20 protein-coding genes and 2 pseudogenes are annotated in these 26,541 nt (G+C 60.6%); 12 read left to right on the top strand and 10 right to left on the bottom strand.

Features of this window, described 5'->3' with window-relative positions:
* Window positions 1-3: 3 nt before the first annotated feature.
* A complete protein-coding gene (locus tag BZ163_RS09160) occupies window positions 4-822 on the bottom strand; it encodes a pyruvate, water dikinase regulatory protein (RefSeq protein WP_064678891.1) in 819 nt (272 codons plus the stop codon).
* A 174-nt stretch (window positions 823-996) separates the two neighbouring features.
* Here BZ163_RS09160 and ppsA point away from each other — a divergent pair, with 174 nt between their 5' ends.
* The 8 genes from ppsA (at window position 997) to BZ163_RS09120 (ending at window position 9,175) form a co-directional block, all read left to right on the top strand.
* Window positions 997-3,372 carry a phosphoenolpyruvate synthase gene (gene ppsA, locus BZ163_RS09155; RefSeq protein ID WP_128870637.1) on the top strand — a complete coding sequence of 792 codons (2,376 nt, stop codon included), beginning with the start codon at window positions 997-999 and terminating at the stop codon, window positions 3,370-3,372.
* Window positions 3,373-3,573: 201 nt separating this feature from the next.
* Complete coding sequence (locus tag BZ163_RS09150; RefSeq protein WP_128870636.1) at window positions 3,574-4,569, top strand: alpha/beta fold hydrolase; 996 nt, start codon at window positions 3,574-3,576, stop codon at window positions 4,567-4,569.
* A 132-nt stretch (window positions 4,570-4,701) separates the two neighbouring features.
* Window positions 4,702-5,193, top strand: a complete 492-nt coding sequence (rraA, locus tag BZ163_RS09145) for a ribonuclease E activity regulator RraA (protein ID WP_128870635.1) — start codon at window positions 4,702-4,704, stop codon at window positions 5,191-5,193.
* A 26-nt stretch (window positions 5,194-5,219) separates the two neighbouring features.
* A complete protein-coding gene (locus tag BZ163_RS09140; protein ID WP_128870634.1) occupies window positions 5,220-6,215 on the top strand; it encodes a zinc transporter ZntB in 996 nt (331 codons plus the stop codon).
* A gap of 64 nt (window positions 6,216-6,279) precedes the next feature.
* Window positions 6,280-6,528 carry a CrfX protein gene (locus tag BZ163_RS09135; protein WP_128870633.1) on the top strand — a complete coding sequence of 83 codons (249 nt, stop codon included), beginning with the start codon at window positions 6,280-6,282 and terminating at the stop codon, window positions 6,526-6,528.
* 2 nt (window positions 6,529-6,530) lie between these two features.
* Window positions 6,531-7,355 (top strand): mechanosensitive ion channel domain-containing protein, encoded by an 825-nt coding sequence (locus tag BZ163_RS09130; RefSeq protein ID WP_064678885.1) that lies wholly within the window; start codon window positions 6,531-6,533, stop codon window positions 7,353-7,355.
* An 87-nt stretch (window positions 7,356-7,442) separates the two neighbouring features.
* Window positions 7,443-8,033 (top strand): RNA polymerase sigma factor SigX, encoded by a 591-nt coding sequence (gene sigX / locus BZ163_RS09125; RefSeq protein ID WP_064678884.1) that lies wholly within the window; start codon window positions 7,443-7,445, stop codon window positions 8,031-8,033.
* A gap of 107 nt (window positions 8,034-8,140) precedes the next feature.
* On the top strand, window positions 8,141-9,175 hold the full coding sequence (locus BZ163_RS09120) for an OmpA family protein (protein ID WP_128870632.1): 1,035 nt from the start codon (window positions 8,141-8,143) through the stop codon (window positions 9,173-9,175).
* A gap of 137 nt (window positions 9,176-9,312) precedes the next feature.
* On the opposite strand, the gene cobA is transcribed toward BZ163_RS09120, so the two are convergent.
* From cobA to BZ163_RS09095, 6 genes and pseudogenes are all read right to left on the bottom strand, one after another.
* Window positions 9,313-10,071, bottom strand: a complete 759-nt coding sequence (cobA, locus tag BZ163_RS09115) for a uroporphyrinogen-III C-methyltransferase (RefSeq protein WP_128870631.1) — start codon at window positions 10,069-10,071, stop codon at window positions 9,313-9,315.
* 215 nt (window positions 10,072-10,286) lie between these two features.
* A complete protein-coding gene (locus tag BZ163_RS35500; protein WP_256578976.1) occupies window positions 10,287-10,421 on the bottom strand; it encodes a hypothetical protein in 135 nt (44 codons plus the stop codon).
* Window positions 10,422-10,756: 335 nt separating this feature from the next.
* Window positions 10,757-12,429, bottom strand: a pseudogene (locus BZ163_RS09110) (protein kinase).
* A gap of 7 nt (window positions 12,430-12,436) precedes the next feature.
* Window positions 12,437-13,647, bottom strand: a pseudogene (locus BZ163_RS09105) (nitrate/nitrite transporter).
* Between the two features lie 357 nt (window positions 13,648-14,004).
* A complete protein-coding gene (locus tag BZ163_RS09100) occupies window positions 14,005-14,580 on the bottom strand; it encodes an ANTAR domain-containing response regulator (protein WP_128870630.1) in 576 nt (191 codons plus the stop codon).
* Between the two features lie 15 nt (window positions 14,581-14,595).
* A complete protein-coding gene (locus BZ163_RS09095) occupies window positions 14,596-15,807 on the bottom strand; it encodes a CmpA/NrtA family ABC transporter substrate-binding protein (protein WP_128870629.1) in 1,212 nt (403 codons plus the stop codon).
* 228 nt (window positions 15,808-16,035) lie between these two features.
* Between BZ163_RS09095 and BZ163_RS09090 the strand changes: the two genes are divergently transcribed.
* Window positions 16,036-17,055: a quinone-dependent dihydroorotate dehydrogenase gene (locus BZ163_RS09090; protein ID WP_128870628.1), complete on the top strand. Its 1,020-nt coding sequence runs from the start codon at window positions 16,036-16,038 to the stop codon at window positions 17,053-17,055.
* A 233-nt stretch (window positions 17,056-17,288) separates the two neighbouring features.
* Here the strand turns inward: BZ163_RS09090 and rmf are convergent, their stop codons facing one another.
* Window positions 17,289-17,504 (bottom strand): ribosome modulation factor, encoded by a 216-nt coding sequence (gene rmf / locus BZ163_RS09080; protein WP_003223300.1) that lies wholly within the window; start codon window positions 17,502-17,504, stop codon window positions 17,289-17,291.
* Window positions 17,505-18,034: 530 nt separating this feature from the next.
* Here rmf and rlmKL point away from each other — a divergent pair.
* Window positions 18,035-20,305 (top strand): bifunctional 23S rRNA (guanine(2069)-N(7))-methyltransferase RlmK/23S rRNA (guanine(2445)-N(2))-methyltransferase RlmL, encoded by a 2,271-nt coding sequence (rlmKL, locus tag BZ163_RS09075; protein WP_128870627.1) that lies wholly within the window; start codon window positions 18,035-18,037, stop codon window positions 20,303-20,305.
* 195 nt (window positions 20,306-20,500) lie between these two features.
* Window positions 20,501-22,900 carry a GGDEF domain-containing protein gene (locus tag BZ163_RS09070; RefSeq protein WP_128870626.1) on the top strand — a complete coding sequence of 800 codons (2,400 nt, stop codon included), beginning with the start codon at window positions 20,501-20,503 and terminating at the stop codon, window positions 22,898-22,900.
* A 141-nt stretch (window positions 22,901-23,041) separates the two neighbouring features.
* On the opposite strand, the gene dacB is transcribed toward BZ163_RS09070, so the two are convergent.
* A complete protein-coding gene (gene dacB, locus BZ163_RS09065) occupies window positions 23,042-24,502 on the bottom strand; it encodes a D-alanyl-D-alanine carboxypeptidase/D-alanyl-D-alanine-endopeptidase (RefSeq protein WP_128870625.1) in 1,461 nt (486 codons plus the stop codon).
* A gap of 231 nt (window positions 24,503-24,733) precedes the next feature.
* On the opposite strand from dacB, the gene BZ163_RS09060 reads away from it, so the two are divergent.
* On the top strand, window positions 24,734-25,078 hold the full coding sequence (locus tag BZ163_RS09060; RefSeq protein WP_007896965.1) for a YggL family protein: 345 nt from the start codon (window positions 24,734-24,736) through the stop codon (window positions 25,076-25,078).
* Window positions 25,079-25,231: 153 nt separating this feature from the next.
* On the opposite strand, the gene BZ163_RS09055 is transcribed toward BZ163_RS09060, so the two are convergent.
* Window positions 25,232-26,422: a benzoate/H(+) symporter BenE family transporter gene (locus BZ163_RS09055; protein ID WP_128870624.1), complete on the bottom strand. Its 1,191-nt coding sequence runs from the start codon at window positions 26,420-26,422 to the stop codon at window positions 25,232-25,234.
* Window positions 26,423-26,541 lie beyond the last annotated feature (119 nt).

Here is a 26,541-nt window from a genome sequence, read left to right as displayed (position 1 = left end):
AAATTACTTGAACCGCCGCTCAACCCCTTTTTCCACCAGAATCTTCGCCGAAATTTCCTCGACGGAGAAATGCGTGGAGTTGATGTGCGGGATGTTCTCGCGGCGGAACAGGTTCTCCACCTCGCGCACTTCGAACTCGCACTGGGCATAGCTCGAATAGCGGCTGTTGGGCTTGCGCTCGTGGCGGATCGCGGTGAGGCGGTCCGGGTCGATGGTCAGGCCGAACAGCTTGTGCTGGTGGGTGCGCAGGGCCGTCGGCAGTTGCAGGCGCTCCATGTCGTCTTCGGTCAGCGGGTAGTTGGCCGCGCGGATGCCGAATTGCATGGCCATGTACAGGCAGGTCGGGGTTTTGCCGCAACGGGACACGCCCACCAGGATCAGGTCGGCCTTGTCGTAATAGTGGGTACGGGCGCCATCGTCGTTGTCCAGGGCAAAGTTCACCGCCTCGATCCGCTCCATGTAATTGGAATTGCTGCCGATGGAGTGGGACTTGCCGACGGTGTAGGAAGAATGCTCGGTCAATTCCTGTTCAAGAGGCGCCAGAAAGGTCGAGAAAATGTCGATCATGAAACCATTGGACGTTGCGAGGATCTCACGGATGTCCTGATTGACGATGGTGTCGAAGATGATCGGCCGGAAGCCGTCGTTTTCGGCGGCTTTGTTGATTTGTTGTACCATGGCCCGCGCTTTATCCGCGTTGTCGATGTACGGTCGCGTGAATTTGCTGAAGGTAATGTTTTCGAACTGCGCCAGAAGGCTTTGGCCGAGGGTTTCCGCTGTGATGCCGGTACCGTCGGAAATAAAGAAGGCAGATCGTTTCATTTGCACCTTGGGCCTTAAGCTAATGTTCATTCTTGGATATGATAGGCGCGATTTGCCGGCCGCCAGTGGCCCGCATTCTCACTTATTTTCCAGGTCCAGGCCATACAGCTGGCAAACGCTCCCTGGAGCAGCCGGCTTCTGAGCTTATCCAACACAGTTAGTGGAGAGATCACCTTGGTAGAGTACGTAGTTTCCCTCGATAAGCTCGGCGTCCATGATGTGGAGCACGTAGGGGGCAAGAACGCATCCCTGGGCGAGATGATCAGTAACCTGGCCGGTGCCGGTGTATCGGTGCCCGGTGGCTTCGCCACGACAGCTCAGGCTTATCGTGATTTTCTTGAGCTGAGCGGCCTGAACGATCAGATCCATGCCGCGCTCGATGCGCTGGACGTCGAAGATGTGAACGCCCTGGCCAAGACCGGTGCGCAGATCCGCCAATGGATCATGGAAGCCGAATTCCCCGAGAAGCTCAACGCCGAAATCCGCACCGCGTTCGCCACGCTGTCGGCCGGCAACCCTGACATGGCCGTGGCCGTGCGCTCTTCGGCTACCGCTGAAGACCTGCCGGACGCTTCCTTCGCCGGTCAGCAGGAAACCTTCCTGAACATCCGTGGCGTCGAAAACGTCATTCGCGCCGCCAAGGAGGTGTTTGCCTCTTTGTTCAACGACCGCGCCATTTCCTACCGCGTCCACCAGGGCTTCGACCACAAGCTGGTAGCCCTGTCGGCCGGCGTGCAGCGCATGGTCCGCTCCGAAACCGGCACCGCCGGGGTGATGTTCACCCTCGATACCGAATCGGGCTTTCGTGACGTGGTGTTCATCACCGGCGCCTACGGCCTGGGTGAAACCGTCGTACAAGGCGCGGTGAACCCGGATGAGTTCTATGTCCACAAAGGCACGCTGGCTGCCGGTCGTCCGGCCATCCTGCGTCGCAACCTGGGCAGCAAGGCCATCAAGATGATCTACGGCGAAGTCGCCACGGCCGGTAAATCGGTCAAGACCATCGACGTCGACAAGGCCGATCGCGCCCGTTTCTGCCTGAGCGATGCCGAAGTCAGCGAACTGGCCAAGCAAGCGATGATCATCGAGAAGCACTACAAGTGCCCGATGGACATCGAATGGGCCAAAGACGGCGACGACGGCAAGCTCTACATCGTTCAGGCCCGTCCTGAAACCGTGAAGAGCCGTACCTCGGCCAACGTCATGGAACGCTACCTGTTGAAAGAAACCGGCACCGTGCTGGTGGAAGGTCGCGCCATCGGCCAGCGCATCGGCGCCGGCAAGGTCCGCATCATCAAGGACGTGTCCGAGATGGACAAGGTCCAGCCAGGCGACGTGCTGGTCTCCGACATGACCGACCCGGACTGGGAACCGGTCATGAAGCGCGCCAGCGCCATCGTCACCAACCGTGGCGGCCGTACCTGCCACGCAGCGATCATCGCTCGCGAGCTGGGCATCCCGGCCGTGGTCGGTTGCGGCAACGCCACCCAGCTGTTGCAAGACGGCCAGGGCGTGACCGTTTCCTGCGCTGAAGGCGACACCGGTTACATCTTCGAAGGCGAACTGGGCTTCGACATCAAGAAAAACTCCGTGGATGCCATGCCGGATCTGCCGTTCAAGATCATGATGAACGTCGGCAACCCGGACCGCGCCTTCGACTTCGCGCAACTGCCGAACGCCGGTGTGGGCCTGGCCCGCCTGGAATTCATCATCAACCGCATGATCGGCGTGCACCCTAAAGCGCTGTTGAACTACGACGGCCTGCCGCAGGACATCAAGGACAGCGTCGACAAGCGCATCGCCGGTTACGACGACCCGGTTGGCTTCTATGTCGACAAACTGGTTGAAGGCATCAGCACCCTGGCCGCCGCGTTCACCCCGAAAAAGGTCATCGTGCGCCTGTCGGACTTCAAGTCCAACGAATACGCCAACCTGATCGGCGGCAAGCTCTACGAACCGGAAGAAGAAAACCCGATGCTGGGCTTCCGCGGTGCTTCGCGTTACATCAGCGAAGCGTTCCGTGACTGCTTCGAACTCGAGTGTCGCGCGCTCAAGCGCGTGCGCAACGAGATGGGCCTGACCAACGTTGAAATCATGGTGCCGTTCGTCCGTACACTGGGCGAAGCCAGCCAAGTGATCGATCTGTTGGCCGAAAATGGCCTGGCTCGCGGCGAGAATGGTCTGCGCATCATCATGATGTGCGAACTGCCGTCCAACGCGATCCTGGCGGAAGAATTCCTCGAGTTCTTCGACGGTTTCTCCATCGGCTCCAACGACCTGACCCAGCTGACCCTGGGCCTGGACCGTGACTCCGGGATCATCGCGCACCTGTTCGACGAGCGTAATCCGGCGGTCAAGAAGCTGCTGGCCAACGCGATTCAGGCCTGTAACAAGGCTGGCAAGTACATCGGCATCTGCGGTCAGGGCCCTTCGGACCACCCTGACCTGGCCAAATGGCTGATGGAACAGGGCATTGAAAGCGTTTCGTTGAACCCCGATTCCGTGCTGGAAACCTGGTTCTTCCTGGCTGAAGGTCAAGCTCAGGCTTGATGATGATGTTGTTGTAGGAGCAAGCTTGCTCGCGATGGACGCTAACGATAACGCGCCTCTGCTGGATAGACGCGTCGTCCTGAAGCCCATCGCGAGCAAGCTCGCTCCTACAGAATGAAGCCCCGGTTTGTCGGCCGGGGCTTTAAGATTTCAAGTAGGGCGGGCTCCTCTGGAAGCCGCCCTTTTTTGTGCAAGAGCATTATGCAAAGCAGCAGCCACCTATTTCCTGTCGCCCTGATCAGCGCCGAACGACGCGGTGATCTGAGCGAAGACGTCTATCGTTTGAAACCTGGCAACAGCCCCGACGGCACCGTCGAACTGGCTGTGACACGTCTCGGCATGGCCGACGAGCCCGCCGTGCGTGGCGTGCCGGTGATTCTGTTGCACGGCAGCTTTTCCAATCGACGGTTCTGGTTTTCCCCAAAGGGCTTGGGTCTGGGCGCCTATCTGGCGCGCCAGGGCTTCGATGTGTGGATCGCGGAAATGCGCGGCCATGGCTTGTCCCAGCGCAACCAGAACTATCGTAATAACCGCGTTGCCGACTACGCTCGATACGATCTGCCTGCCATTGGCGCCTTTGTGCGCGAGCAAAGCGACCAGGTCCCGCACTGGATCGGTCACTCCCTCGGCGGCATCACACTGGCCGCGGCATTGGGCGGCGAGTACATCGGCGAATCAGTCGTGGCTTCTGCGGCATTTTTCGGTACACAGGTCAGCCGAACCTACTGGCCATTGAAATTTCCGCCGGTGGAGTGGAGCGGGCGCTTTATTCTCAAGCGTTTCGCCCAGCTGTCCGGCTCGCGGCTCAAGCGCGGCCCGGAAGACGAACCGATCGGCCTGGCCCTGGAAAGCATGCGCTGGTATGGCCTGTTCGGCCGTTTTGGCGATGCCGACAAGGATTGGTGGGCCGGACTGGCCGACGTCCAGTTGCCAGTGCTGGCCGTGAGTGCCACGGGTGACCATCAGGATCCCGCCTGGGCCTGCCGTAAGCTGTTCGATCAGCTGGGGTCCGAGCTCAAACAATTCATCACCCTGGGTCGCGAACAGGGCTTTGGCGATAATTTCGGTCACGTGGAAATGCTCGTCAGCAAAGCGGCCCAGACCGAAGTCTGGCCATTGGTGGCACGCTGGCTGGCGGATCAGCGCACACCTTTGCTGGGCGAAAAATCGGATTTTGCCACTGCGATCCAGGCCTGATGCTCTAACAAGGGCATTTCGCTCTCATCGGCTTGCGGCTAAGATATGACGCGTTGAGTTGTTTCGGTCATTTTCGATTGATCTGCCCTCAGTGATGTTCATGCTTGCCTTCCTCTTTACAGGAGTTTCTCGATGAAACATTACCTCACGCCTGACCTGTGCGACGCCTATCCGGAGCTGGTGCAGGTGCTGGAACCGATGTTCAGCAACTTCGGCGGCCATGACTCCTTCGGCGGCGAAATCGTGACCATCAAGTGCTTCGAAGACAACTCGCTGGTCAAGGAGCAGGTCGAGCTCAAGGGTGACGGCAAGGTATTGGTAGTCGATGGCGGCGGCTCCCTGCGCCGCGCACTGTTGGGCGACTTGCTGGCCGAGAAAGCCGCGAAAAACGGCTGGGAAGGGCTGCTGATCTACGGTTGCATCCGCGACGTCGATGTCATCGCGCAAACCGAATTGGGGGTTCAGGCCTTGGCCAGTCACCCGATGAAGACCGACAAGCGCGGTATCGGCGATCTCAACGTGGCCGTGACCTTTGCGGGCGTGACGTTCCATCCGGGCCATTACATTTATGCGGACAACAACGGCGTGATCATCTCGCCAAGCCCGCTTGAAATGCCCGAATAAGCTGGCGTACCCACAAAGGAGTGAGGATGTTCGAGGAAGAAAACGCGCAATGGGGGCTGGTACATGCCCTGGTGCTGGACGGTAAAGGCGGTGCGCGTTCGATAGCCCGGACTGAACTCGATGACTTGCAGCTGCGGGCTCATGAAAGCCTGTGGCTGCACTGGGATCGCAGCCACCCGCAAACCCGGACCTGGCTGCGTAAATCCAGCGGCCTGAGCGAATTCAGCTGTGACCTGCTGCTCGAAGAGAACACCCGGCCGCGTCTTTTGCCGCTGCCGGACTTCGAACTGCTGCTGTTTTTGCGTGGGGTCAACCTCAATCCCGGGGCCGAGCCGGAAGACATGGTGTCGGTGCGGATCTTCGCCTCGGCCCAGCGGATCATTTCCCTGCGCTTGCGTCCATTGCGTGCCACCGACGAACTGCTGGTCCAGCTCGCCGAAGGCAAAGGGCCGAAAACCGCCTCCGAACTCATCCTTTATATGGCTCAGTACCTCACCAACAAGGTGCAGGATCTGGTCAGCTGCCTCTCGGAAGTGGTCGATGAGGAAGAAGAAAAGCTGGACGCCGACGAACGGTATACCCCCGAGCATGGAGCCATTTTGCAGATCCGTCGCAGGGCCGCAGCGCTGAAGCGCTTTCTCGCTCCGCAACGGGATATTTTCGGTCAGCTGACGCGGATAAAACTGCCCTGGTTCGTCGAGGACGATGGTGATTACTGGAACGAATTGAACAACAGCCTGACCCGCTATCTCGAGGAGCTGGAATTGACCCGGGAGCGGGTGGGGCTGGTCCTCGAGGCCGAAGATAGACGTTTGAGCGTGCGCATGAACCGCACGATGTACCGCTTCGGGATCATCACCGGGATCTTTTTGCCGATGAGTTTTCTGACTGGTCTGCTGGGGATCAACGTCGGCGGAATTCCCTTCTCCGAAAGCCCCTATGGCTTCCTCGTCGCCTGTGCGCTGATGCTCTCGGTGGCACTGGGGCAGTGGTGGTTATTCCGACGTTTGCGCTGGGTCTGACGGTGCGCCATGTGACCCGGGCAAATTTGATCGCGTCTTTTCACAGACATCACGAGAGGTGCGTATGCACGATCCGTTCGAACAGTCTTTGCGTGACATGCTCAAGGCGTCACCGTCTACCCGGGACGACGATGCGTGCCTTGGCCGTGTACTGAAAACCGCCAACCGCCAGGTCGGTGCCGGTGATCTGTTCGGCCTGCTGGGCCGCTGGCTGCCCGCGCTGATGATCGCCCTGAATAACGGATCGGCCCATGTCTCGCCGGTCTCCCGTCACCGTAAACCTACCGCTCGCACTGCAGATAAGGCTGATTGAATATGGAACTTGATCTCTGGACTCAGAGCCTCGTCACTGCAATGACTGCGTTATGGACCAAGGTTGCGAATTTCATCCCGAACCTGTTCGGTGCACTGGTTGTTTTGCTATTGGGTTTCGTCGTTGCGAAACTTTTGGACACTTTGTTGTCCAAGTTGCTCGCCAAGCTGGGACTCGATCGTCTGATGGGCGGCACCGGCCTGACCAAATTGCTGTCCAGGGCCGGTCTGCAAGTGCCGATCTCGACCCTGATCGGGAAGATCGTCTACTGGTTCGTTCTGCTGATTTTTCTGGTTTCTGCGGCAGAGTCACTTGGACTTGAGCGAGTTTCAGCTACGCTGGATATGCTTGCGCTATATTTGCCAAAGGTATTCGGTGCGGCGCTGGTGCTGCTTGTGGGTGTGTTGCTGGCGCAATTGGCCAATGGGCTGGTGCGTGGAGCGGCAGAGGGTGTAGGACTGGATTACGCTGCCGGCCTGGGGCGAATTGCCCAAGGCCTGGTGATTATCATCAGTATTTCGGTCGCGATCAGCCAGTTGGAGGTCAAGACTGACCTGCTCAACCATGTGATTGTGATCGTTTTGATTACCGTTGGTCTGGCGGTTGCGCTGGCCATGGGACTGGGAAGCCGGGAAATTGCCGGGCAGATTCTTGCGGGAATCTATGTGCGTGAGTTGTATCAGGTTGGGCAACAAGTGAGCGTTGGCGAGGTCGAAGGTCAGATCGAAGAGATCGGCACGGTTAAAACCACATTGCTGACCGATGAGGGTGAGCTAGTCTCTCTCTCCAATCGGATCCTCCTGGAGCAGCATGTGAGTAGCCGCTAACCCGGCAAACCCTGCTAATGTATGCCGCCGCTGAAAGCCCGCAAGGGCCGCGGCGGACATTGACCTGACTGTCGGCCCTGACTTGTTTTGAATAAAGCTCAATCGCTCTCCACGCGCTACGACCCCCGCGAGCTCTCTGATGAGGAGTTGGTCGCGCGCTCGCACACCGAGCTGTTTCACGTAACGCGCGCCTATGAAGAACTGATGCGGCGTTACCAGAGAACATTATTTAACGTCTGTGCACGGTATCTTGGGAACGATCGCGACGCAGACGATGTCTGTCAGGAAGTGATGTTGAAGGTGTTGTATGGGTTGAAGAACTTCGAGGGCAAATCGAAGTTCAAGACATGGCTATATAGCATCACGTACAACGAATGCATCACGCAGTATCGGAAAGAACGGCGAAAGCGTCGCTTGATGGACGCTTTGAGTCTGGACCCCCTCGAGGAAGCGTCTGAAGAGAAGGCGCCGAAACCCGAGGAAAAGGGTGGACTTGATCGCTGGTTAGTGTATGTGAATCCGATCGACCGAGAAATTCTGGTGCTACGATTTGTCGCAGAGCTGGAATTTCAGGAGATCGCAGACATCATGCACATGGGTTTGAGTGCGACAAAAATGCGTTACAAACGTGCTCTAGACAAATTGCGTGAGAAATTTGCAGGCGTTGCTGAAACTTAGTTCAGCGCAAATATCTCTTACGTGTAGGCAAGTTCTGATAGACTTGCCGCCGAGTTGTCCCCCGGTTTGCGGGACTGCTTCACAATCACCAGATGGGGATTTAACGGATGAAACTGAAAAACACCTTGGGCTTGGCCATTGGTTCTTTGATTGCCGCCACTTCGTTCGGCGCTCTGGCACAAGGCCAAGGCGCAGTTGAAATCGAAGGCTTCGCAAAGAAAGAACAATTCGACAGCGCTCGTAACTTCAAGAACAACGGCAACCTGTTCGGCGGTTCCGTAGGTTACTTCCTGACCGACGACGTTGAACTGCGTCTGGCTTACGACGAAGTGCACAACGTTCGTTCTGACTCCGGCCAGAACATCAAGGGCGCCAACACCGCTCTGGACGCTCTGTACCACTTCAACAACCCAGGCGACATGGTCCGTCCGTACGTCTCGGCTGGCTTCTCCGATCAGAGCATTGATCAGAACGGCTCGAACGGTCGCAACCGTTCCACCTTCGCCAACGTTGGCGGCGGTGCCAAGCTGTACTTCACCGAGAACTTCTACGCCCGTGCTGGCGTTGAAGCTCAATACAACATCGACCAGGGCGACACCGAGTGGGCTCCAAGCGTCGGTATCGGTGTGAACTTCGGTGGCGGCTCCAAGCCTGCTGCTGCTCCAGTTCCAGCTCCGGCTGAAGTCTGCTCCGACAGCGACAACGATGGCGTGTGCGACAACGTTGACAAGTGCCCGGATACCCCAGCCAACGTAACTGTTGACGCTGATGGCTGCCCGGCAGTTGCTGAAGTTGTTCGTGTTGAGCTGGACGTGAAGTTCGACTTCGACAAGTCGGTAGTCAAGCCTAACAGCTACGGCGACATCAAGAACCTCGCTGACTTCATGAAGCAGTACCCATCGACCAGCACCACTGTTGAAGGTCACACTGACTCCGTCGGTCCTGACGCTTACAACCAGAAACTGTCCGAGCGTCGTGCGAACGCCGTTAAGCAAGTTCTGACCAACCAGTACGGTGTTGAATCGTCCCGCGTTCAGTCTGTTGGCTACGGCGAATCCCGCCCAGTTGCCGACAACGCTACTGAAGCTGGCCGTGCTGTAAACCGTCGCGTAGAAGCGCAGGTTGAAGCTCAAGCTAAGTAATTAGCTCGCAGCTCTGAAAAGCCCGGCTTAGGCCGGGCTTTTCTTTGCCTGCGATTTGGGGTTTCAACCTTGGTTTGGCGGTTGGCGGTTTGGGGGGTTGGCGGCGATCTTTTGATCTCCCCAAGCCGCCACAGCGCCTACAAGGATGCACGCCGAACCGATGCAGGGGCTGCCGCTCTTTTCATCTCATCACACGCCGCCACAGCACCGATCACCAGGATCGCCGGGCTCTTCAACTCAAAGGCGCAGGCATCTCCCTCCATGGCCGTCAGATCGCTCCGACATTCCCGCTGATGCGGCAGTGACGCGTTTTCAATCATCGCCACCGGCATATCCGCCGCCATGCCGCCGGCCAGCAGCTGCTCGCGGATCTCGCTCAGCTTCGCTACGCCCATGTAGATCACCAGCGTCGTGCCGCCCTGGGCCAAGGCTTGCCAGTTCAGGCTGCTGCCATCCTGGGTATGGGCAGTGACCAGCGTCACGCCCCGCGCAACGCCGCGCAGCGTCAACGGAATATCGCACTGCGTCGCACCGGCAAGCCCGGCCGTGATGCCATTGACCAGCTCCGCCTCGACGCCACGTTCGCGTAACCACTGCGCCTCTTCACCGCCCCGGCCAAAAATGCACGGATCGCCACCCTTGAGCCGCACCACGCATTTACCCTGGCGGGCATACCGCAGCATCAGGCGATGGATGAACGCCTGGGGCGTGGAGCGACAGCCGCCGCGCTTGCCCACGGGAATGATCCGCGCCTGGGGACAATGTTCCAGCACCGCGGGATTGACCAGATCATCGATCAGCACCACATCCGCTTCTCGCAGTGCCCGTACCGCTTTCAGGGTCAGCAATTCCGGGTCGCCAGGACCCGCACCCACCAGCCAGACTTTTGCGCTCATAGTGTTTTTCCTCACGGGTTGACGGCGAACGGTTCGCCGGGGATCGTCACAGGCCAAATACCGCGCTGTCGTTGAGCCCGGGCATTGACCTCTCTCATTCACTAGTTGCTGATCCTGTGCGACGGCGCTGGAGGCGCGTATAGGTCGCGTGGAGTGTTTGCGGCCTGGATATTAGGGCTTGCACAGGGAAACGCCTCCAAAGCGGTCACAGGGTCTCAGAGTGCTGTTGAACATAGCCCGCAATGTGGGCGAACAGCTCCAAGGCAATTGCACAGGTTCAAGGCGCATGCTTCCAGGGTGCGAACCCCGGCTATGCCGTTGCCGATCATCACCAGTTTCAGCTTTTTCATCGGATTCTCCGGGGAGCTCCGACCTGCCCCGTCGGGGCTTTCAGGTCTTGCTCGACAAATTTTGCGCAAAAAAAAAAAGGCATCCCGCCAGTTGCCTGGCGAGGACGCCTTTGTCCTTTATCCCGTTCTCTCGGGCAGCGCAGCCTTCGTCGTTGAAGGTTGGGCTTTATGTCAGTTGAGAAAGGTAATGCAGTGGTTGTGCCAAGTGGCGAAATGCGCGGTATTAGCGGGCTTCGAGCGGGAATTCAGGACCAGCTTCAATGTTTGTGCACCGATTCGAGGCGGGTCGCTCGGTCGTGGGGCATATGAAGCCTGTGGCGAGGGGCGTGATGACATCAGGAACAGTGGAACACCAACACCAACAACACCAGATTCACCACCAACGACACCAGCGCCAAGGTCCGCCAGACCTTCAGCGGCTCGCGCTCCAGCAAGGGTCTGGGCCGCACGCTCAGGCTGCGCCGCTCGCCCTGTTCCAATAGCAGCAACCATTCTTCCGCCGTTTCAAAGCGCTGATCCGGATCCGCCGCAACGCCGCGGTCCAGGCTTTGTGCGATCCATTCCGGCAGGTCGGGTCGGTAGCGGCTGGCACTGACCGGCACGCCAAATCGCGGGCGCTGGAACGCTTCGATTTCGCCATAGGGATAGTGCCCGGTGAGCAGGAAATACAAGGTCACGCCCACGGCATACAGATCCTGTTGCGGTGTCGGTGCGCCCCCGCCAAAGGCTTCCGGCGCGATGTAACTGGGCGTTCCGGGCAGGGTCGAGGGCTGGTCTTCGGACAGGCCGGGGCAGTAGGCGAGGCCGAAGTCCAGCAGGCGCAACTCACCGTCGTCCCCCAGCAGCAGGTTCTCCGGTTTGATATCGCGATGGAAAATTTGCCGTCGGTGCAGCATGCCCACCGCCCGCAGCAGGCGTTCGGCCAGGTCCAGCCATTGGGCCAAGGGCAGCGGTCCGGCTTTTTCCTGCAGTTGCGCCAGAGTCGTCCCCGAGTATTCACGCATCACGTAGTACAAATGCTGACGCTGGCTGGCGGCGTGGACTTCAGGGAAGTGCCGTCCGGCGACGCGCTTGAGAAACCATTCCTCCGATAGCAACGCTTGTCCGGCCAGGTGGTCATCGCGCAACGCGCCGGGCAAGGTTTTCAATAGCCAGGGCTGTTGTTGCCCGTCGCGAACCCGATACAGCAGCGATTGCTGGCTCTGCCCGAGTATTCCTTCGACCTGCCAGCCCTCGAAGGCCTGGCCCGGTTTCAGCGCGGGCGGCAGCGGCCATTGCCGCAAATGAATCAAGGCGTCGCCGATGCTGGTTTCACCCAAGGCATCGACCCGCACCAGCAAGGCGCTGGCATTGTCCTGGCTGCCGGCCAGATGCGCCGCGCTGACCAGGGTCTGCGCGGCGCTTTGCAGATCGGGCTGATCGCGCAGGATCGCCGCAATCGCGGTATCGCCCAGCACGGCCCAGATCCCATCGCTGAGCAGCACGAAGCTCTCGTCGACGCGCAATTCACCCTCGAGAAAATCCAGCACCAGGTGCTGATCCAGCCCCAGCGCCCGTTTGAGTACATGCTGCATGCCCGGCTGGTCCCAGACATGATCCTCGCTCACCCGTTGCAACGCGTCGGCGTGCCAGCGATAGACCCGGCAATCGCCGACATGGGCCAGGGTGAAGCGCCTGCCGCGCACGACCAAAGCGCTGACCGTGGTGAGCAAGGGTTGCCCTCCACCGTTGGCCTGCAACCAGCGATTCTGTGCCAGCAACAAGCGATCCAGCGCCTGGGCGACACCCCAGGTTTCCGGGGTGGCGTAGTAGTCCAGCGCCAGGGCCTGCAAGGTCGAGCGGGCGGCCAGGCCGCCATCGGCGCACTGGCTGACGCCGTCGGCGATGGCGAACAGTAACCTTTGCTCGCCGCCAGCGCCGGGGTCGGAGTGACCAGGCGCAGGGCGTCCTGGTTCTCCTCGCGAGGGCCGATGGCGCTCGCTTCGGCGAAACTCAATTGCAGGCTCATTGCGCCCTCACACCCGTGCAGCGGTGACGGCCGCCGAACCCCAGGTGGTTCTCCAGCGACGTTTCACCCCGTGCAGGCCGAACCAGGCAAGGACCCCGAGGCTGGCGAACAACCACAGTGCCAGCTGATAGCTGCCGGTGCTTTGCTTGATCGCACCCATGCCGGCCGCCAGCGCGAAGCCACCGATACCGCCGGCCATGCCGATCAAGCCGGTCATCACGCCGATTTCCCGACGGAAGCGCTGCGGAACCAGCTGGAATACCGCGCCATTACCCGCACCCAGGCCGAGCATGGTGCAGACGAAAAGCGCCAAGGCGGCGTAGGAACTCGGCAGATTGAAGCCTACTGCCGCAATGCAGATCACGGCCACGGTGTACATCGCCAACAGTGTGCGAATCCCGCCGAAACGATCGGCCAGGGCACCGCCCAACGGACGCATCAGGCTGCCACCGAACACGCAGGCCGCAGTGTAATAACCGGCGGTCACCGGGCTCAGGCCGTACTGGTCGTTGAAGTAGCCAGGCAGGGCGCTGGCCAGGCCGATGAAGCCGCCGAAGGTCACGCTGTAGAAGAACATGAACCACCAGCTGTCGCGGTCGCCCAGGGCCTTGAAGTAGTCGGACACGGACTTGGCCTTCGGCCGTTCCGGGGCGTTCTTGGCCAGCCAGGCAAAGGTGATGATGGTCAGGATCAACGGAATCAGGGCGAAGCCGAACACGTTGCTCCAGCCAAACGAAGCGGCCAGCACCGGGGCGATCAGGGCGGCGAGGACGGTGCCCGAGTTGCCGGCGCGGCGATGCCCATGGCTTTGCCTTGATGCTGCGGCGGGTACCACTGCGAGGCCAGCGGCAGCGCCACGGCGAAGGAGGCGCCGGCCATGCCGAGGAACAGGCCCAGCAGCAGCGCTTGTTCATAACTGTGAATCCCGTGTTTCCAGGCGACGAACAGCGCGCAGATGACAATCACCTGGCCGATCAGGCCGGCGGTCTTGGGCGACAGGCGGTCAGCCAGCAGGCCCATCACAAAGCGCAGGATAGCCCCGGCCAGGATAGGCGTGGCGACCACCAGCCCGCGTTGTTGGGTGGTCAATTGCAAGTCGGCGGCGATCTGCACCGCCAGCGGGCCGAGCAGGTACCAGACCATGAAACTCAGGTCGAAATAGAGGAAGGCCGCGAACAGGGTCGGGGTATGGCCGGATTTCCAGAAGCTTGAATTCATCGCGCACCTCAGCTGTTAGTCGTCTCGAGAAGGAGTCATGAGCTTGCAAGTGGGGCGCCGCATGCGGCCGCACCACCGGCCCCGGGCTGCGGGGCCAAAACAAAAAAAACGCCGCCACCCGATTCGCCAGGAGCGAATGGGGTGAGCGACGTCTTTGTCGTAGGTGGGGCAACCGCCGTTGGTTACCTGTGGTGATTACCTAGCGAGATCTGTGCCAACACTCTGAGGCCGGGTTGCTGCTGTTCGCGGGCAAGCCTCGCTCCTACGGGATTTGTGTCGTTCACCCTATTGAATTCGACGCCATCCTGTAGGCGCGAGGCTTGCCCGCGAAGGCGCCCTGACAGGCGCCATAAGCCTTCAGCCCAGCAACTCACTCATCGCAATAATCTGCTCCGCCACCTGAATCAGCTTCTGCTGGCGACTCATGGCCTGGCGGCGCATCAGGGTGTAGGCCTGTTCCTCGTTGCAGTCCTTCATCTTCATCAGCAACCCCTTGGCCAGCTCGATGCGCTTGCGCTCGGCCAGTTGCTGGTCCCGGGCGTGCAGTTGCGCACGCAGGGCCTGGTCACTTTCAAAGCGCGCCATGGCGACGTCGAGAATCGGCTGCAAGCGTTGTGCGTGAATGCCTTCGACGATATAGGCACTGACCCCGGACTTGATCGCCTGGCGCATCACGTCCGGGTCATGCTCGTCGGTAAACATCACGATCGGCCGCGGTTGATCGCGGCTTACCAGCACCACTTGCTCCATGACATCGCGGCTCGGTGACTCGGTATCGATCAGGATCACGTCCGGACGCACCGTTTCGACGCGCGCGGGCAAGTCGATGGTCAGGCCTGATTCGTCTATTACTTCGAACCCGGCTTCGGTCAGGGCCGCTTTCAGGCGACCGACTTTCTTCGCGGTGTCGTTGATCAGCAGGATTCGCAACATATTTGCAGTCTCCTGTCAGCGGCTGGCGAAAAGCGGTGAGCTGTCGCTCATGGCATGTAGCTTGAAGCTGCGGGCATAGCCGGCAGGGTCCGAGCCGTCCCAGACCTTGCCGTCGATCAACTGGCTGCTGCGCATCGGCTGACTGCCGACGGCGACCCCGACTGCAGTGGCGGCCTCTCGGTACAAGTCTAGTTGCTGCACCTGACGCGCCACGCCGAGATAATCCGGATCGTCGCGCAACAGGCCCCAGCGGCGGAACTGGGTCATGAACCACATGCCGTCGGACAAGTAAGGCAAGTTGACCTCGCCAGCGCCATGCAAGCGCAGAGCGTGCGGGTCCTGCCAGCGATTGCCGAGGCCATCGGCATAGTCGCCGAGCAAGCGCGGTTCGATGCAGTCGAGTGGCGCGTCCAGGTATTGCGCCGCGCTGAGCAATTGGGCGGTGCCGCGGCGATTCTCGGTGCTGGCTTCGATGAAGCGGCTGGCCTCCAGGATCGCCATCACCAGCGCCCGTGCGGTGTTGGGGTATTGCTCGACGAAGGTGCGGGTGCAGCCGAGGACTTTTTCCGGGTGATCGGGCCAGATGGTTTGCGTCGTCGCCATGGTAAAACCGAGATTCTGCTTCACCGCACTGGCGGACCAGGGTTCGCCAACGCAAAAGCCGTCGATGCGTCCCGCTTGCAGGTGCGCGACCATTTGCGGCGGCGGCACCACGACGCTGTCGACGTCGTGCAACGGGTGGATGCCCTGGCTGGCCAGCCAGTAATACAGCCACATGGCGTGGGTGCCGGTTGGAAACGTTTGGGCAAAGGTGAGTTTTGGGCGACTTTGGTGCACGTGCCGCTCCAGTGCTTCAGGACTGGTCACGCCAAGGGCCTGCAAGCCATGGGACAGGTTGATGCTCTGGCCGTTCTGGTTCAGGCCCATCAACACGGCCATGTCGGTCGCAGCCACTCCGCCTATCCCCAAGTGAACCGCATACATCAAGCCGTACAGGCTGTGAGCGGCGTCGAGTTCGCCGCTGACCAGTTTGTCCCGCAGATTGGCCCACGACGACTGGCGTTTGAGGTTCAGGGTCAGGCCATAGGGTTGGGCGAATCCCTGGGTGGCCGCGACCACCACCGAAGCGCAGTCGCTCAGGGCCATGAAGCCCAGGTTGATCTCGGTCTTTTCCGGGGCATCGCTGCCATGGACCCAGGCCAGGGGGTTGGCTGGAATTTCAATCATGGGTAAACACCTTCCATAAAAAAGCGCCGTACCGGCTTTGCCAGAGCAAGACCAGGTGACGACGCCTTTGTCTTTCGACCCATCCCGCCGTTGGCATGGGTGCTGATGCCAGTGACGGTGCAAGGCATATGCCATCGCCGGCTGTTTTTGCCGCGTGCCTCGCCTGCACCCCCGATGCCCGGCTATAATCGCCGCCTCATTTCGCCGCCAATCGAGTCAAAGCCGCCCATGTACACCCTGGCCCGTCAGCTGTTGTTCCAACTTTCCCCGGAAACCTCCCACGATCTGTCCCTGGACCTGATCGGCGCGGGCGGGCGTTTGGGCCTCAACGGCTTGCTGTGCAAGGCACCGGCGAAAATGCCGGTGACCGTCATGGGCCTGGACTTTCCGAATCCGGTGGGCCTGGCCGCCGGTCTCGACAAGAATGGCGCGGCCATCGACGGTTTTGCCCAGCTGGGTTTCGGCTTTGTCGAAATCGGCACCATCACCCCGCGTCCGCAACCCGGCAACCCGAAGCCACGGATTTTCCGTCTGCCGGAAGCCGAGGCGATCATCAACCGCATGGGTTTCAACAACCTCGGCGTCGATCACCTGTTGGCCCGCGTGGCCGCGGCCAAGTACAAGGGCGTGCTGGGGATCAATATCGGCAAGAATTTCGATACGCCGGTCGAGCGTGCGGTCGACGACTACCTGATCTGCCTGGACAAGGTCTACGCCCACGCCAGCTACGTGACGGTCAACGTCAGCTCGCCGAACACCCCGGGCTTGCGCAGCCTGCAGTTCGGCGACTCGCTCAAGCAGTTGCTGGCCGACCTGGCCACGCGTCGGGCGGAACTGGCTCTGCGTCACGGTAAACATGTGCCGCTGGCGATCAAGATCGCCCCGGACATGACCGACGAAGAAACCGTTCAGGTCGCTCAAGCGTTGATCGAAACCGGGATGGATGCGGTCATCGCCACCAACACCACCCTGAGCCGTGTCGGCGTCGAAGGCATGGAGTACGGGGACGAGGCGGGCGGCCTGTCCGGCGCACCGGTTCGCGAGAAGAGCACCCACACGGTGAAAGTGCTGGCGGCGGAACTGGCAGGTCGCTTGCCGATCATCGCCGTGGGCGGTATCACCGAAGGCAAGCACGCGGCCGAGAAAATCGCGGCGGGGGCGAGCCTGGTGCAGCTGTATTCCGGCTTCATCTATAAAGGCCCGGCGTTGATTCGCGAGTCCGTGGACGCCATAGCAGCCTTGCGCTGATCCCTGTAGGAGCGAGGCTTGCCCGCGAACCAGGCGCCGCGGTGTATCTGTTGTACCGCGTTAGCGTTCTTCGTCGGCAAGCCTGGCTCCTACAGGGGAAGGTGTCCGACAGGCGATGGCATAAAAAAGGGCTCCTCGAGGGAGCCCTTGGGCCGGAGCCCGCCGCCCGGATGGGGCGTGCGTGGTAAGTTTTTACGTAATCAGATTGTCGTGTCGGAGTGTTGTGCCCTGTCTTAGCCGACGGCGTGAAGTTCGTTGAGTCTGTGGATTCCCGCAGTGCCGGTCATACCGTCCCAGTTGTCGCCGCGTCCTTCTCGCCAGCCGTTAATCCAGGCTTGGCGTACCGACGGTAGAGTAAATGGGCAAAGCTCACGGGATTTGCCACCAACGCCATATTGATATCCGCGCAAAAATGCTCTTTCCAACGGATCACGCTTAAGTCTTCTCATAGGGTGTTGCCCTCACTTGTTGACTGTATGTATCGCGTCGACCTCAATTGAGGTCTGGCAGAAAAACTCCTGCCGTTGGGGCTCGCTGCCGGCGTCGCGAGCCAAGGTGTTGACACCGTTGCGACGTCAACCTGTGTTGAGTTCTAACCAATGCGTCACATCGAGGGAATGATCGTTTTGTCATAAGGACGTAACGATAAAGATGGTAAGGCAATAAGTAACACGATGTTTGTCCGCCTGTGATTGGTCAAACCCCGGTATGATCGGGCCCTGCGCTAGATGATGGGGTTAATCCTTTGCTGAGAATGGCTCGCATTACGCGGGGCATTATTCGACGAAGGGTCGATTTATGACATTTTGTTGCTTCAACTTTTTTATCTACCTGTGCATCTAAGCTCCTTTGACCGGAGCAGCACCGGTGGGACGGCACACCTTCGTGCCACGCGGGCGTTCTTTTAGAAAAGCGCCTGATTGAAAACCGGGCCGGCAATGCGTTGCCGGTCCACTCAGCTAAAGGTTCTGGAATTCCCATGTCCGATCGTTTCGAACTCTTCCTCACTTGCCCCAAAGGCCTTGAAGGCCTGCTTATCGAGGAAGCCGTCGGGCTTGGCCTTGAAGAAGCGCGTGAGCACACCTCTGCCGTGCGCGGCATGGCAACCATGGAAACCGCCTATCGCCTGTGCCTGTGGTCGCGTCTGGCGAACCGGGTGCTGCTGGTGCTCAAGCGTTTCCCGATGAAGGATGCCGAAGACCTCTACCACGGTGTGCTCGATATCGAGTGGCAAGACCACATGCTCAATGACGGCACCCTGGCCGTCGAGTTCAGCGGTCACGGCTCGGGGATCGACAACACCCACTTCGGCGCCCTGAAGGTCAAGGACGCCATCGTCGACAAACTGCGTACCCCGCAGGGCGACCGTCCCTCCATCGACAAGCTCAACCCGGACCTGCGCATTCACCTGCGCCTGGATCGCGGCGAAGCGATTCTCTCCCTCGACCTCTCCGGCCACAGCCTGCACCAGCGCGGCTATCGCTTGCAGCAGGGGGCGGCGCCGTTGAAGGAAAACCTCGCGGCGGCGATCCTGATCCGTTCCGGCTGGCCACGGATTGCTGCCGACGGCGGCGCCCTGGCTGACCCGATGTGCGGTGTCGGTACCTTCCTGGTGGAAGCGGCGATGATCGCTGCCGACATGGCGCCGAACCTGCGTCGCGAACAGTGGGGCTTTACCGCCTGGCTCGGTCACGTGCCAGCGCTGTGGAAAAAACTTCACGAGGAAGCCACCGAGCGTTGCGCAGCCGGCCTGGCCAAGCCACCCCTGTGGATTCGCGGTTACGAAGCCGACCCGCGCCTGATTCAACCGGGCCGCAACAACGTCGAGCGCGCCGGCCTGAGCGAGTGGATCAAGATCTACCAGGGCGAAGTCGGTACTTTCGAACCGCGTCCGGACCAGAACCAGAAAGGCCTGGTGATCTGCAACCCGCCGTACGGCGAACGTCTGGGTGACGAGGCGAGCTTGCTCTACCTGTACCAGAACCTCGGCGAACGTCTGCGTCAGGCCTGCCTGAACTGGGAAGCCGCCGTGTTCACCGGCGCCCCGGACCTGGGCAAGCGCATGGGGATTCGCAGCCACAAACAATATTCATTCTGGAACGGCGCCTTGCCGTGCAAATTGCTGTTGATCAAGGTCACGCCAGACCAGTTCGTCACCGGCGAGCGACGCACCCCGGAACAGCGTCAGGTTGAGCGTGAGCAAGCCGAAGTCGAGGTTGCCGACAACGATGTGGCACCCGGCAAGTATGAGAAGTACAACAAGAACGGCAACCCGATCAAACCGGCGCCGGTGGTGGTCGAGCAACCGCGCCTGAGCGAAGGCGGGCAGATGTTTGCCAACCGCCTGCAAAAGAACCTCAAGGCCCTGGGCAAGTGGGTCAAGCGTGAAGGCATCGACTGCTATCGCGTGTATGACGCCGACATGCCGGAATACTCCATGGCCATCGACCTGTATCAGGATTGGGTCCACGTCCAGGAATACGCCGCGCCGAAATCCATCGACCCGGAAAAAGCCTCGGCACGCATGTTCGATGCCCTCGCCGCCATTCCGCAGGCGTTGAACATCGACAAGAGCCGCGTGGTGGTCAAGCGTCGCGAGCGTCAGAGCGGCACCAAGCAGTACGAGCGCCAGGCGGCCCAGGGCAAGTTCGTCGAGGTCAACGAAGGTGGCGTGAAGCTGCTGGTCAACCTCACTGACTACCTCGACACCGGGCTGTTCCTTGACCACCGGCCGATGCGCATGCGAATCCAGAAAGAGGCGGCCGGCAAGCGCTTCCTCAACCTGTATTGCTACACCGCGACCGCCAGCGTCCATGCGGCAAAAGGCGGTGCGCGCAGCACCACCAGCGTCGACTTGTCGAAAACCTACCTGGACTGGGCGCGTCGCAACCTGTCGCTCAATGGCTTCTCCGACAAGAACCGGCTGGAGCAGGGCGACGTGATGGTCTGGCTCGACGCCTGCCGTGACGAGTACGACCTGATCTTCATCGACCCGCCGACCTTCTCCAACTCCAAGCGCATGGAAGGCATCTTCGACGTGCAACGGGACCAGGTGCAACTGATCGACCTGGCCATGGCGCGGCTGGCACCGGGTGGGGTGTTGTACTTCTCCAACAACTTCCGCAAGTTCACCCTGGAGGAGAACCTTGCCGAGCGTTACGCGGTCGAGGAAATCACCGCCCAGACCATTGATCCGGATTTCGCCCGTAACGGCAAGATCCATCGCGCCTGGAAAATCATGGCGCGCTGACGCTTGAATCGATTGGAACACCTGTAGGAGCCAGGCTTGCCGGCGAAGAACGATGACGCGGTGTTACAGCGACACCGCGGCGCCTGGTTCGCGGGCAAACCTCGCTCCTACAAGGACTGGTGAAGTTAGTGGCTAATAGCTATAACTCAAGGTAGCCAATGGGCTTTTCCGCACCTGGCGTCTCGAGTTGCGTCTATGTCGTTGAACGCCGTGCGCCCAAAGATCCTGGGGTTTATCAGTGAAGACGTCTCGGCCTGGCTGGTCGCGCTGCTGGTGTTGCTCGTCGGCGGGATTCTCACGGGATTGCTGGCCTGGTCGACGCTGAATCTGTTTCATCAACAATTGCGGCAACGCTTCCAGCTGCTGGCCAGCGAGCGTTACAGCCGTATCGAAGAACGCTTCGAAGACCAGGTGCAGCGCCTCGATGGCCTGCGCCGGTTCTTCGCCAATTCCGACTCGGTGTCCCGTGAGGAATTCGACGGTTACACCCAACCTTTGCTTCACCGAACCCAGGCGTACTCGTTCGCTCGGCGGGTGACCCGCACCGAACGGCCGGCATTCGAGCGTCAGGTGCGCGACGAAGGGCTGCCTGATTTCACCATCCGCGAACTCGTTGCCGACGGTCAGCTGCAACTGGCGGCCGAGCGCGATGAGTACGTGCCGGTACTCTTCAGCCAGACCCGGAGCAGGCTCGGCTCGCCACTGGGTTATGACTTGCTGGCCCAGCCTTTGCGTCGCGCCACACTTGAGCGCGCGGATGCGTTGGGCGGCATGGCGGTGTCGCAGCCGCTGCACCTGATCAGTATCGAACCGGCTTATGCGCGCGGTGTGCTGCTGTTGGCGCCAGTGATGTCACGCAACAGCGCGGGTTCGGCGGCAGGCAAACCCTACGGCTATGTGATGGCGGTCATCAGCATGCGCCAGCTGCTGGCGGACGGGTTGCCCGAGGCGGATCATGATTTTCTCTCGGTGCGCATCCTCGACTTATCCACAGTCGATCAGCACGAAGCGCTGTTCGAATCGGTCAATACGCCGGCGACCAGCGAATTGTCGGCGACCCGGTTGCTGCGAATGGCCGACCGCGACTATCAGGTCGACATACTGCCCAGCGAGGCTTTTCTGGAGGCCAACCATTCTTCGGTGACCAGCCTGGTGGTGCTGGGCGGTTTGCTCAGTGTGTTGCTCAGTGCCTTGCTTTACGTGCTGGTCAGTCAGCGTCAGCGGGCGTTGAAAATGGTCGAACAGCGCACCCACGAACTGCGCGCCCGTGAACAGGAGCTGCGCGGCACCCATGGCCAGCTGCGGGGCGTGCTGGATGCCGCGACGCAGGTCGCGATCATCGCCACCGACCTGCGGGGCATCATCAGCACGTTCAACGCCGGTGCGGAGCAAATGCTCGGCTACACCAGCGCGCAGGCGGTGGGCCATATGACCCTGGAAAACCTGCACCTGCCCCGTGAACTCATGGCGCGCTCGGCGGAGTTGAGCGCGCGTTACGGCAAGCCGATTCCGACCTGCCAGGCGATGTTGGTCGAGGGCGGTGAAGAGGGCGGTCACGAAGCGCGGGAGTGGACGCTGTTGCGCAGCGATGGCAGCCATCTGACGGTGAACATGCTGGCCACCCCGGTGCTCGACGAGCAAGGCCTGTGGGTCGGCCACCTGGCGATCTGCATCGACATCACCGAGCGCAAGCGGGTCCACGAGGCCCTGGCGGCCCGGGACCTGTTGCTGAAGAAGCTCAGCGCCCATGTGCCCGGCGGCATCTACCAATTCAAGATGGAGTTCGACGGGCGCTTCAGTGTGATTTACGCCAGCGATGGGATCCGTGAGATCTATGAGCTGGAACCCGACGTGTTGTTGCTCAATGCCGAAACGATTTTCACCCGGATTCATCCCCAGGACACAACCCGGGTCCGCGCCTCGATCCGGGCGTCGGCAGACACCCTCAGCCCGTGGCGCGAAGAGTATCGCGTGCTATTGCCCGTGCGCGGCCTGCGCTGGGTCCGTGGCGAGGCGACCCCGGAGGAACTGCCCGGCGGCGGTGTACTCTGGCATGGCTACATTTCGGACATTTCCGACCTGAAACGGGTCGAGGAAGAACTGCGGGCGCTGTCGGTCACGGACTCCCTGACCGGGATCCACAACCGCCGCTATTTCCAGGAACGCCTGACGACCGAAATGGCCCGGGTCGAGCGTGGTGGCGGCGAGTTATCGGTGATCATGCTCGATATCGACCACTTCAAGCGCATCAATGACCAGCATGGCCACGCCGTGGGCGATCGGGTGTTGCAGGCAGTCTGCGAGCGCATCGGCCATCGGCTGCGCCGCTCTGACGTGTTCTGTCGCCTGGGTGGCGAGGAGTTCATGGTGCTCTGCCCCGGTATCGACGGCAAACAGGCCCATGTGTTGGCGCTGGAGTTGTGGCAAGGGTTGCGCAACACACCGATCGACGACGTCGGGATCGTCACCGCGAGTTTCGGCATTGCCAGCTGGCGGGTTGGGGAGGGGGCGGATGAGCTGTTGCTGCGGGCGGATTCCGGGGTTTATGCGGCGAAACAGGCGGGGCGGGACCGGGTTGAAAGCGAGATGGACTAAAGGCTGTACGCATCCCCTTACGCATATCCCCTGTAGGAGCTGGCTTGCCAGCGAAGGCGGTGTGTCATTCAACATTAATGTCGACTGACACACCGCCTTCGCGAGCAAGCTTGCTCCTACGCCGGGAATCCGTGGTGTCTGTTACAACACCGAAGCCGTTTCCGGCAGTTTCGGCTGGCGATACAAGTCCAGCAGCACCTGGTCCAGCACCGAGGAAGCGCCAAACGGTGCCTTGTCGTTGAGGATCGCCACCACCGCCCAGGTATTGCCGTTAATGTCGCGGCTGTAGCCGGAGATCGCCCGTACCGTGTTCAGTGTGCCGGTCTTGACGTGGGCCTCACCGCGCATTGCGGTGGTCTTCAGGCGTTTGCGCATCGTGCCGTCGGTGCCGGCAATCGGCATCGAGCTGATGAACTCGGCGGAATACGGGCTGCGCCATGCGGCTTGCAGCATGGCCGCCATTTCCCGCGCGCTCACACGCTCTGCACGGGACAGGCCGGAGCCGTTCTCCATCACCAGGTGCGGCGCGGTGATGCCTTTCTTCGCCAGCCACTGCCGTACCACACGCTGGGCGGCCTTGGCGTCGTCACCGTCGGCGTCGGTGCGATATTTCTGGCCCAGGCTCAGGAACAGCTGCTGGGCCATGGTGTTGTTACTGTATTTGTTGATGTCGCGGATGATTTCCGCCAGGTCCGGCGAGAAGGCGCGGGCCAGGACCTTGGCGGTTTTCGGGGTTGGCGCCAGCACATCCTTGCCTTGAATGCTGCCACCCAACTCCTTCCAGATCGCCCGTACCGCACCCGCGGTATAGGTCGCGTGGTCGAGCAGCGACAGGTAGGTCTGGGAGCTGCAGCCATCGCCCAGCTGGCCGCCGACAGTCACGGTCACGCTGCCGTCGGCCTGGGTGACCGGGTTGTACCTAACGCCCCCGGTGCATTGCTTGGAATTGATCGCCTTGACCTGGTTTTCGATGCGAATGCTGGCGATCGGCGGCTCCACCGACACCAGCACCCGGCCATTGTCGTTGCGCGCGACAAATCGCAGGGCCTTGAGGTTGACCAGCAGCGAGTCGGGCTTGACCAGGAACGGCTTGTTGTCGTCATTGCCGTCGTCGTTGAACTCGGGCAGTTGCGGTTGCATGAAGAAGTTGCGGTCCAGAACCAGGTCGCCGGTGACTTGCGTCACGCCGTTGGCGCGCAGGTCGCGCATCAGCAGCCAGAGTTTTTCCATGTTCAGCTTGGGGTCGCCGCCGCCCTTGAGGTAGAGATTACCGTTGAGGATGCCGCCGCTGAGGGTGCCGTCGGTGTAGAACTCGGTTTTCCACTGATGGTTCGGGCCGAGCATTTCCAGGGCCGCGTAAGTGGTGACCAGCTTCATGGTCGAGGCCGGATTGACCGAGACGTCAGCGTTGTAAATGGTCGGGATGCCAGGGCCGTTGAGCGGGATCATCACCAGCGACAGGGCGCTGTTCGGCATTTTGCTGGCCTTGATGGCCTTTTCGACCTTGGGCGACAGCCCGGTGTTGATTGACGCGGCGGAAACGGGGAAGGCCAGGGGAAGCAGTAAACCGGCCAGCAACAATGGGCGCAAAGACTTGATCATGTGCAATAAAACCCTACAGGCGAGGGGAAAAAGACGAGGGCATGAAAATGAATTCCCTCAGTGGTCATGAAAGTGTCGGCATTATGCCCCAAGCTGTAGCGGCTTGTGCCGTGCCAGGCCTTCAATTGCGCTATTTTTTACCGACGGTAGGCGTGGCGCCGCCGAGAGACGGGCAATCGGCGGCTTAAACTGCTAAAGTGCCGCCCGTTATTACTTATGAGGATTGTTCCAATGGCGACTAACCGTTCCCAGCGTCTGCGCAAAAAACTGTGCGTCGATGAATTTCAAGAGCTGGGTTTCGAGCTGAACCTGGATTTCAAAGAAGATTTGGCTGATGAAGCCATTGATGCTTTCCTCGACGCATTCCTCAAAGAAGCCATGGAAGCCAACGGCCTGGGCTATGTTGGCGGCGACGACTTCGGTCTGGTTTGCCTGCAGAAGCGTGGCTCGGTGTCCGAAGAGCAGCGTGCCGCTGTTGAAGCCTGGCTCAAGGGCCGCAGCGAACTGACCGAAGCGACTGTCAGCCCGCTGATCGACGTCTGGTACCCGGAAAAGCCGATCAATCCGGTAGCTTGATGTCATGAAAAACGGCGACCCAAGGGTCGCCGTTTTTTTATGTGTTTTTTGTAGGAGCGAGCTTGCTCGCGATGGACGTTAACGATAACGCGTGCTGTCTGGATGAACGCGTCGTCCTCGGGTTCTTCGCGAGCAAGCTCGCTCCTACAAGGATCAGGCTTTACGCCAATTCAGAATCACCAGCGTCAACACCCCCGCCACAATCCCCCAGAATGCCGACCCGATGGAAAACAGCGTCAATCCCGATGCCGTGACCATGAAGGTAATCAGCGCCGCTTCACGTTCCTTCACTTCACTCATGGCAATGCTCAAGCCATTGATGATCGACCCGAACAGCGCCAGCGCGGCGATCGACAGCACCAGCTCTTTAGGCAATGCGGCAAACAGTGCCGCCAGCGTGGCGCCAAATACCCCGGCGATCCCGTAGAAAATCCCGCACCAGACGGCTGCCGTGTAGCGCTTTTGGCGATCCTCATGGGCGTGGGGCCCGGTGCAGATCGCTGCGCTGATGGCCGCCAGGTTGATCCCGTGGGAGCCGAAGGGGGCCAGCAGCAACGAGGCGATGCCGGTGGTGGTGATCAGTGGCGAGGCTGGCACGGTGTAACCATCGGCGCGCAATACGGCGATGCCCGGCATGTTCTGCGACGTCATCGCCACCACGAACAGCGGGATGCCGATGCTGATGGTCGCGGCCAGGGAGAAGTGCGGCGTGGTCCAGACCGGCGTCGCCAGTTCCAGATGGAAACCGCTGAAATCCAGCAACCCCATCAAACCCGACAGCGCCGTGCCGATCAGCAATGCCGCCAGCACCGCATATCGCGGGGACAGGCGCTTGACCAGCAGGTAAGTGAAGAACATCCCCAGCACCAGCGCGGTGCGGTGTTGCGCGGCGACAAAGATTTCGCTGCCGATCTTGAACAGAATCCCGGCCAGCAAGGCCGCGGCCAATGAGGCCGGAATCTTTTTCACCAGGCGCTCGAAGCTGCCGGTCAAACCGCAGACCGTCACCAGCACCGCGCAGGTGATGTAGGCGCCGATGGCTTCGCCGTAGCTCACGCCGCCCAGGCTGGTAATCAGCAAGGCCGCGCCAGGGGTCGACCAGGCGATGGTGATCGGCGTGCGATAACGCAACGACAGGCCGATAGAGCACACCGCCATGCCGATCGAGATCGCCCAGATCCACGATGAAATCTGCCCGCTGGTCAGGCCCGCCGCTTGCCCGGCCTGGAACATCAGCACCAGGGAGCTGGTGTAGCCGGTCATCATCGCGATGAAGCCGGCGACGATGGCCGAAGGCGAGGTGTCGGCCAAAGGGCGAAGTTGCGTGTGCGTGGCGTCGGTCATGACAGCGGTGTTCCTTATACGTACGAAAATATCCAGGGCAACGCGATCAACTGTAGGAGCTGGCTTGCCAGCGAAGGCGTCTTCATGGGCGCTGCAAGGCTCAAGGCCGCCTTCGCTGG

It is taken from the genome of Pseudomonas sp. VI4.1, from assembly GCF_002029345.1.
GTDB lineage: Bacteria > Pseudomonadota > Gammaproteobacteria > Pseudomonadales > Pseudomonadaceae > Aquipseudomonas.
The sequence above is the reverse complement of the archived record's forward strand: the minus strand, read 5'-3'. Positions and strand labels throughout refer to the sequence as shown.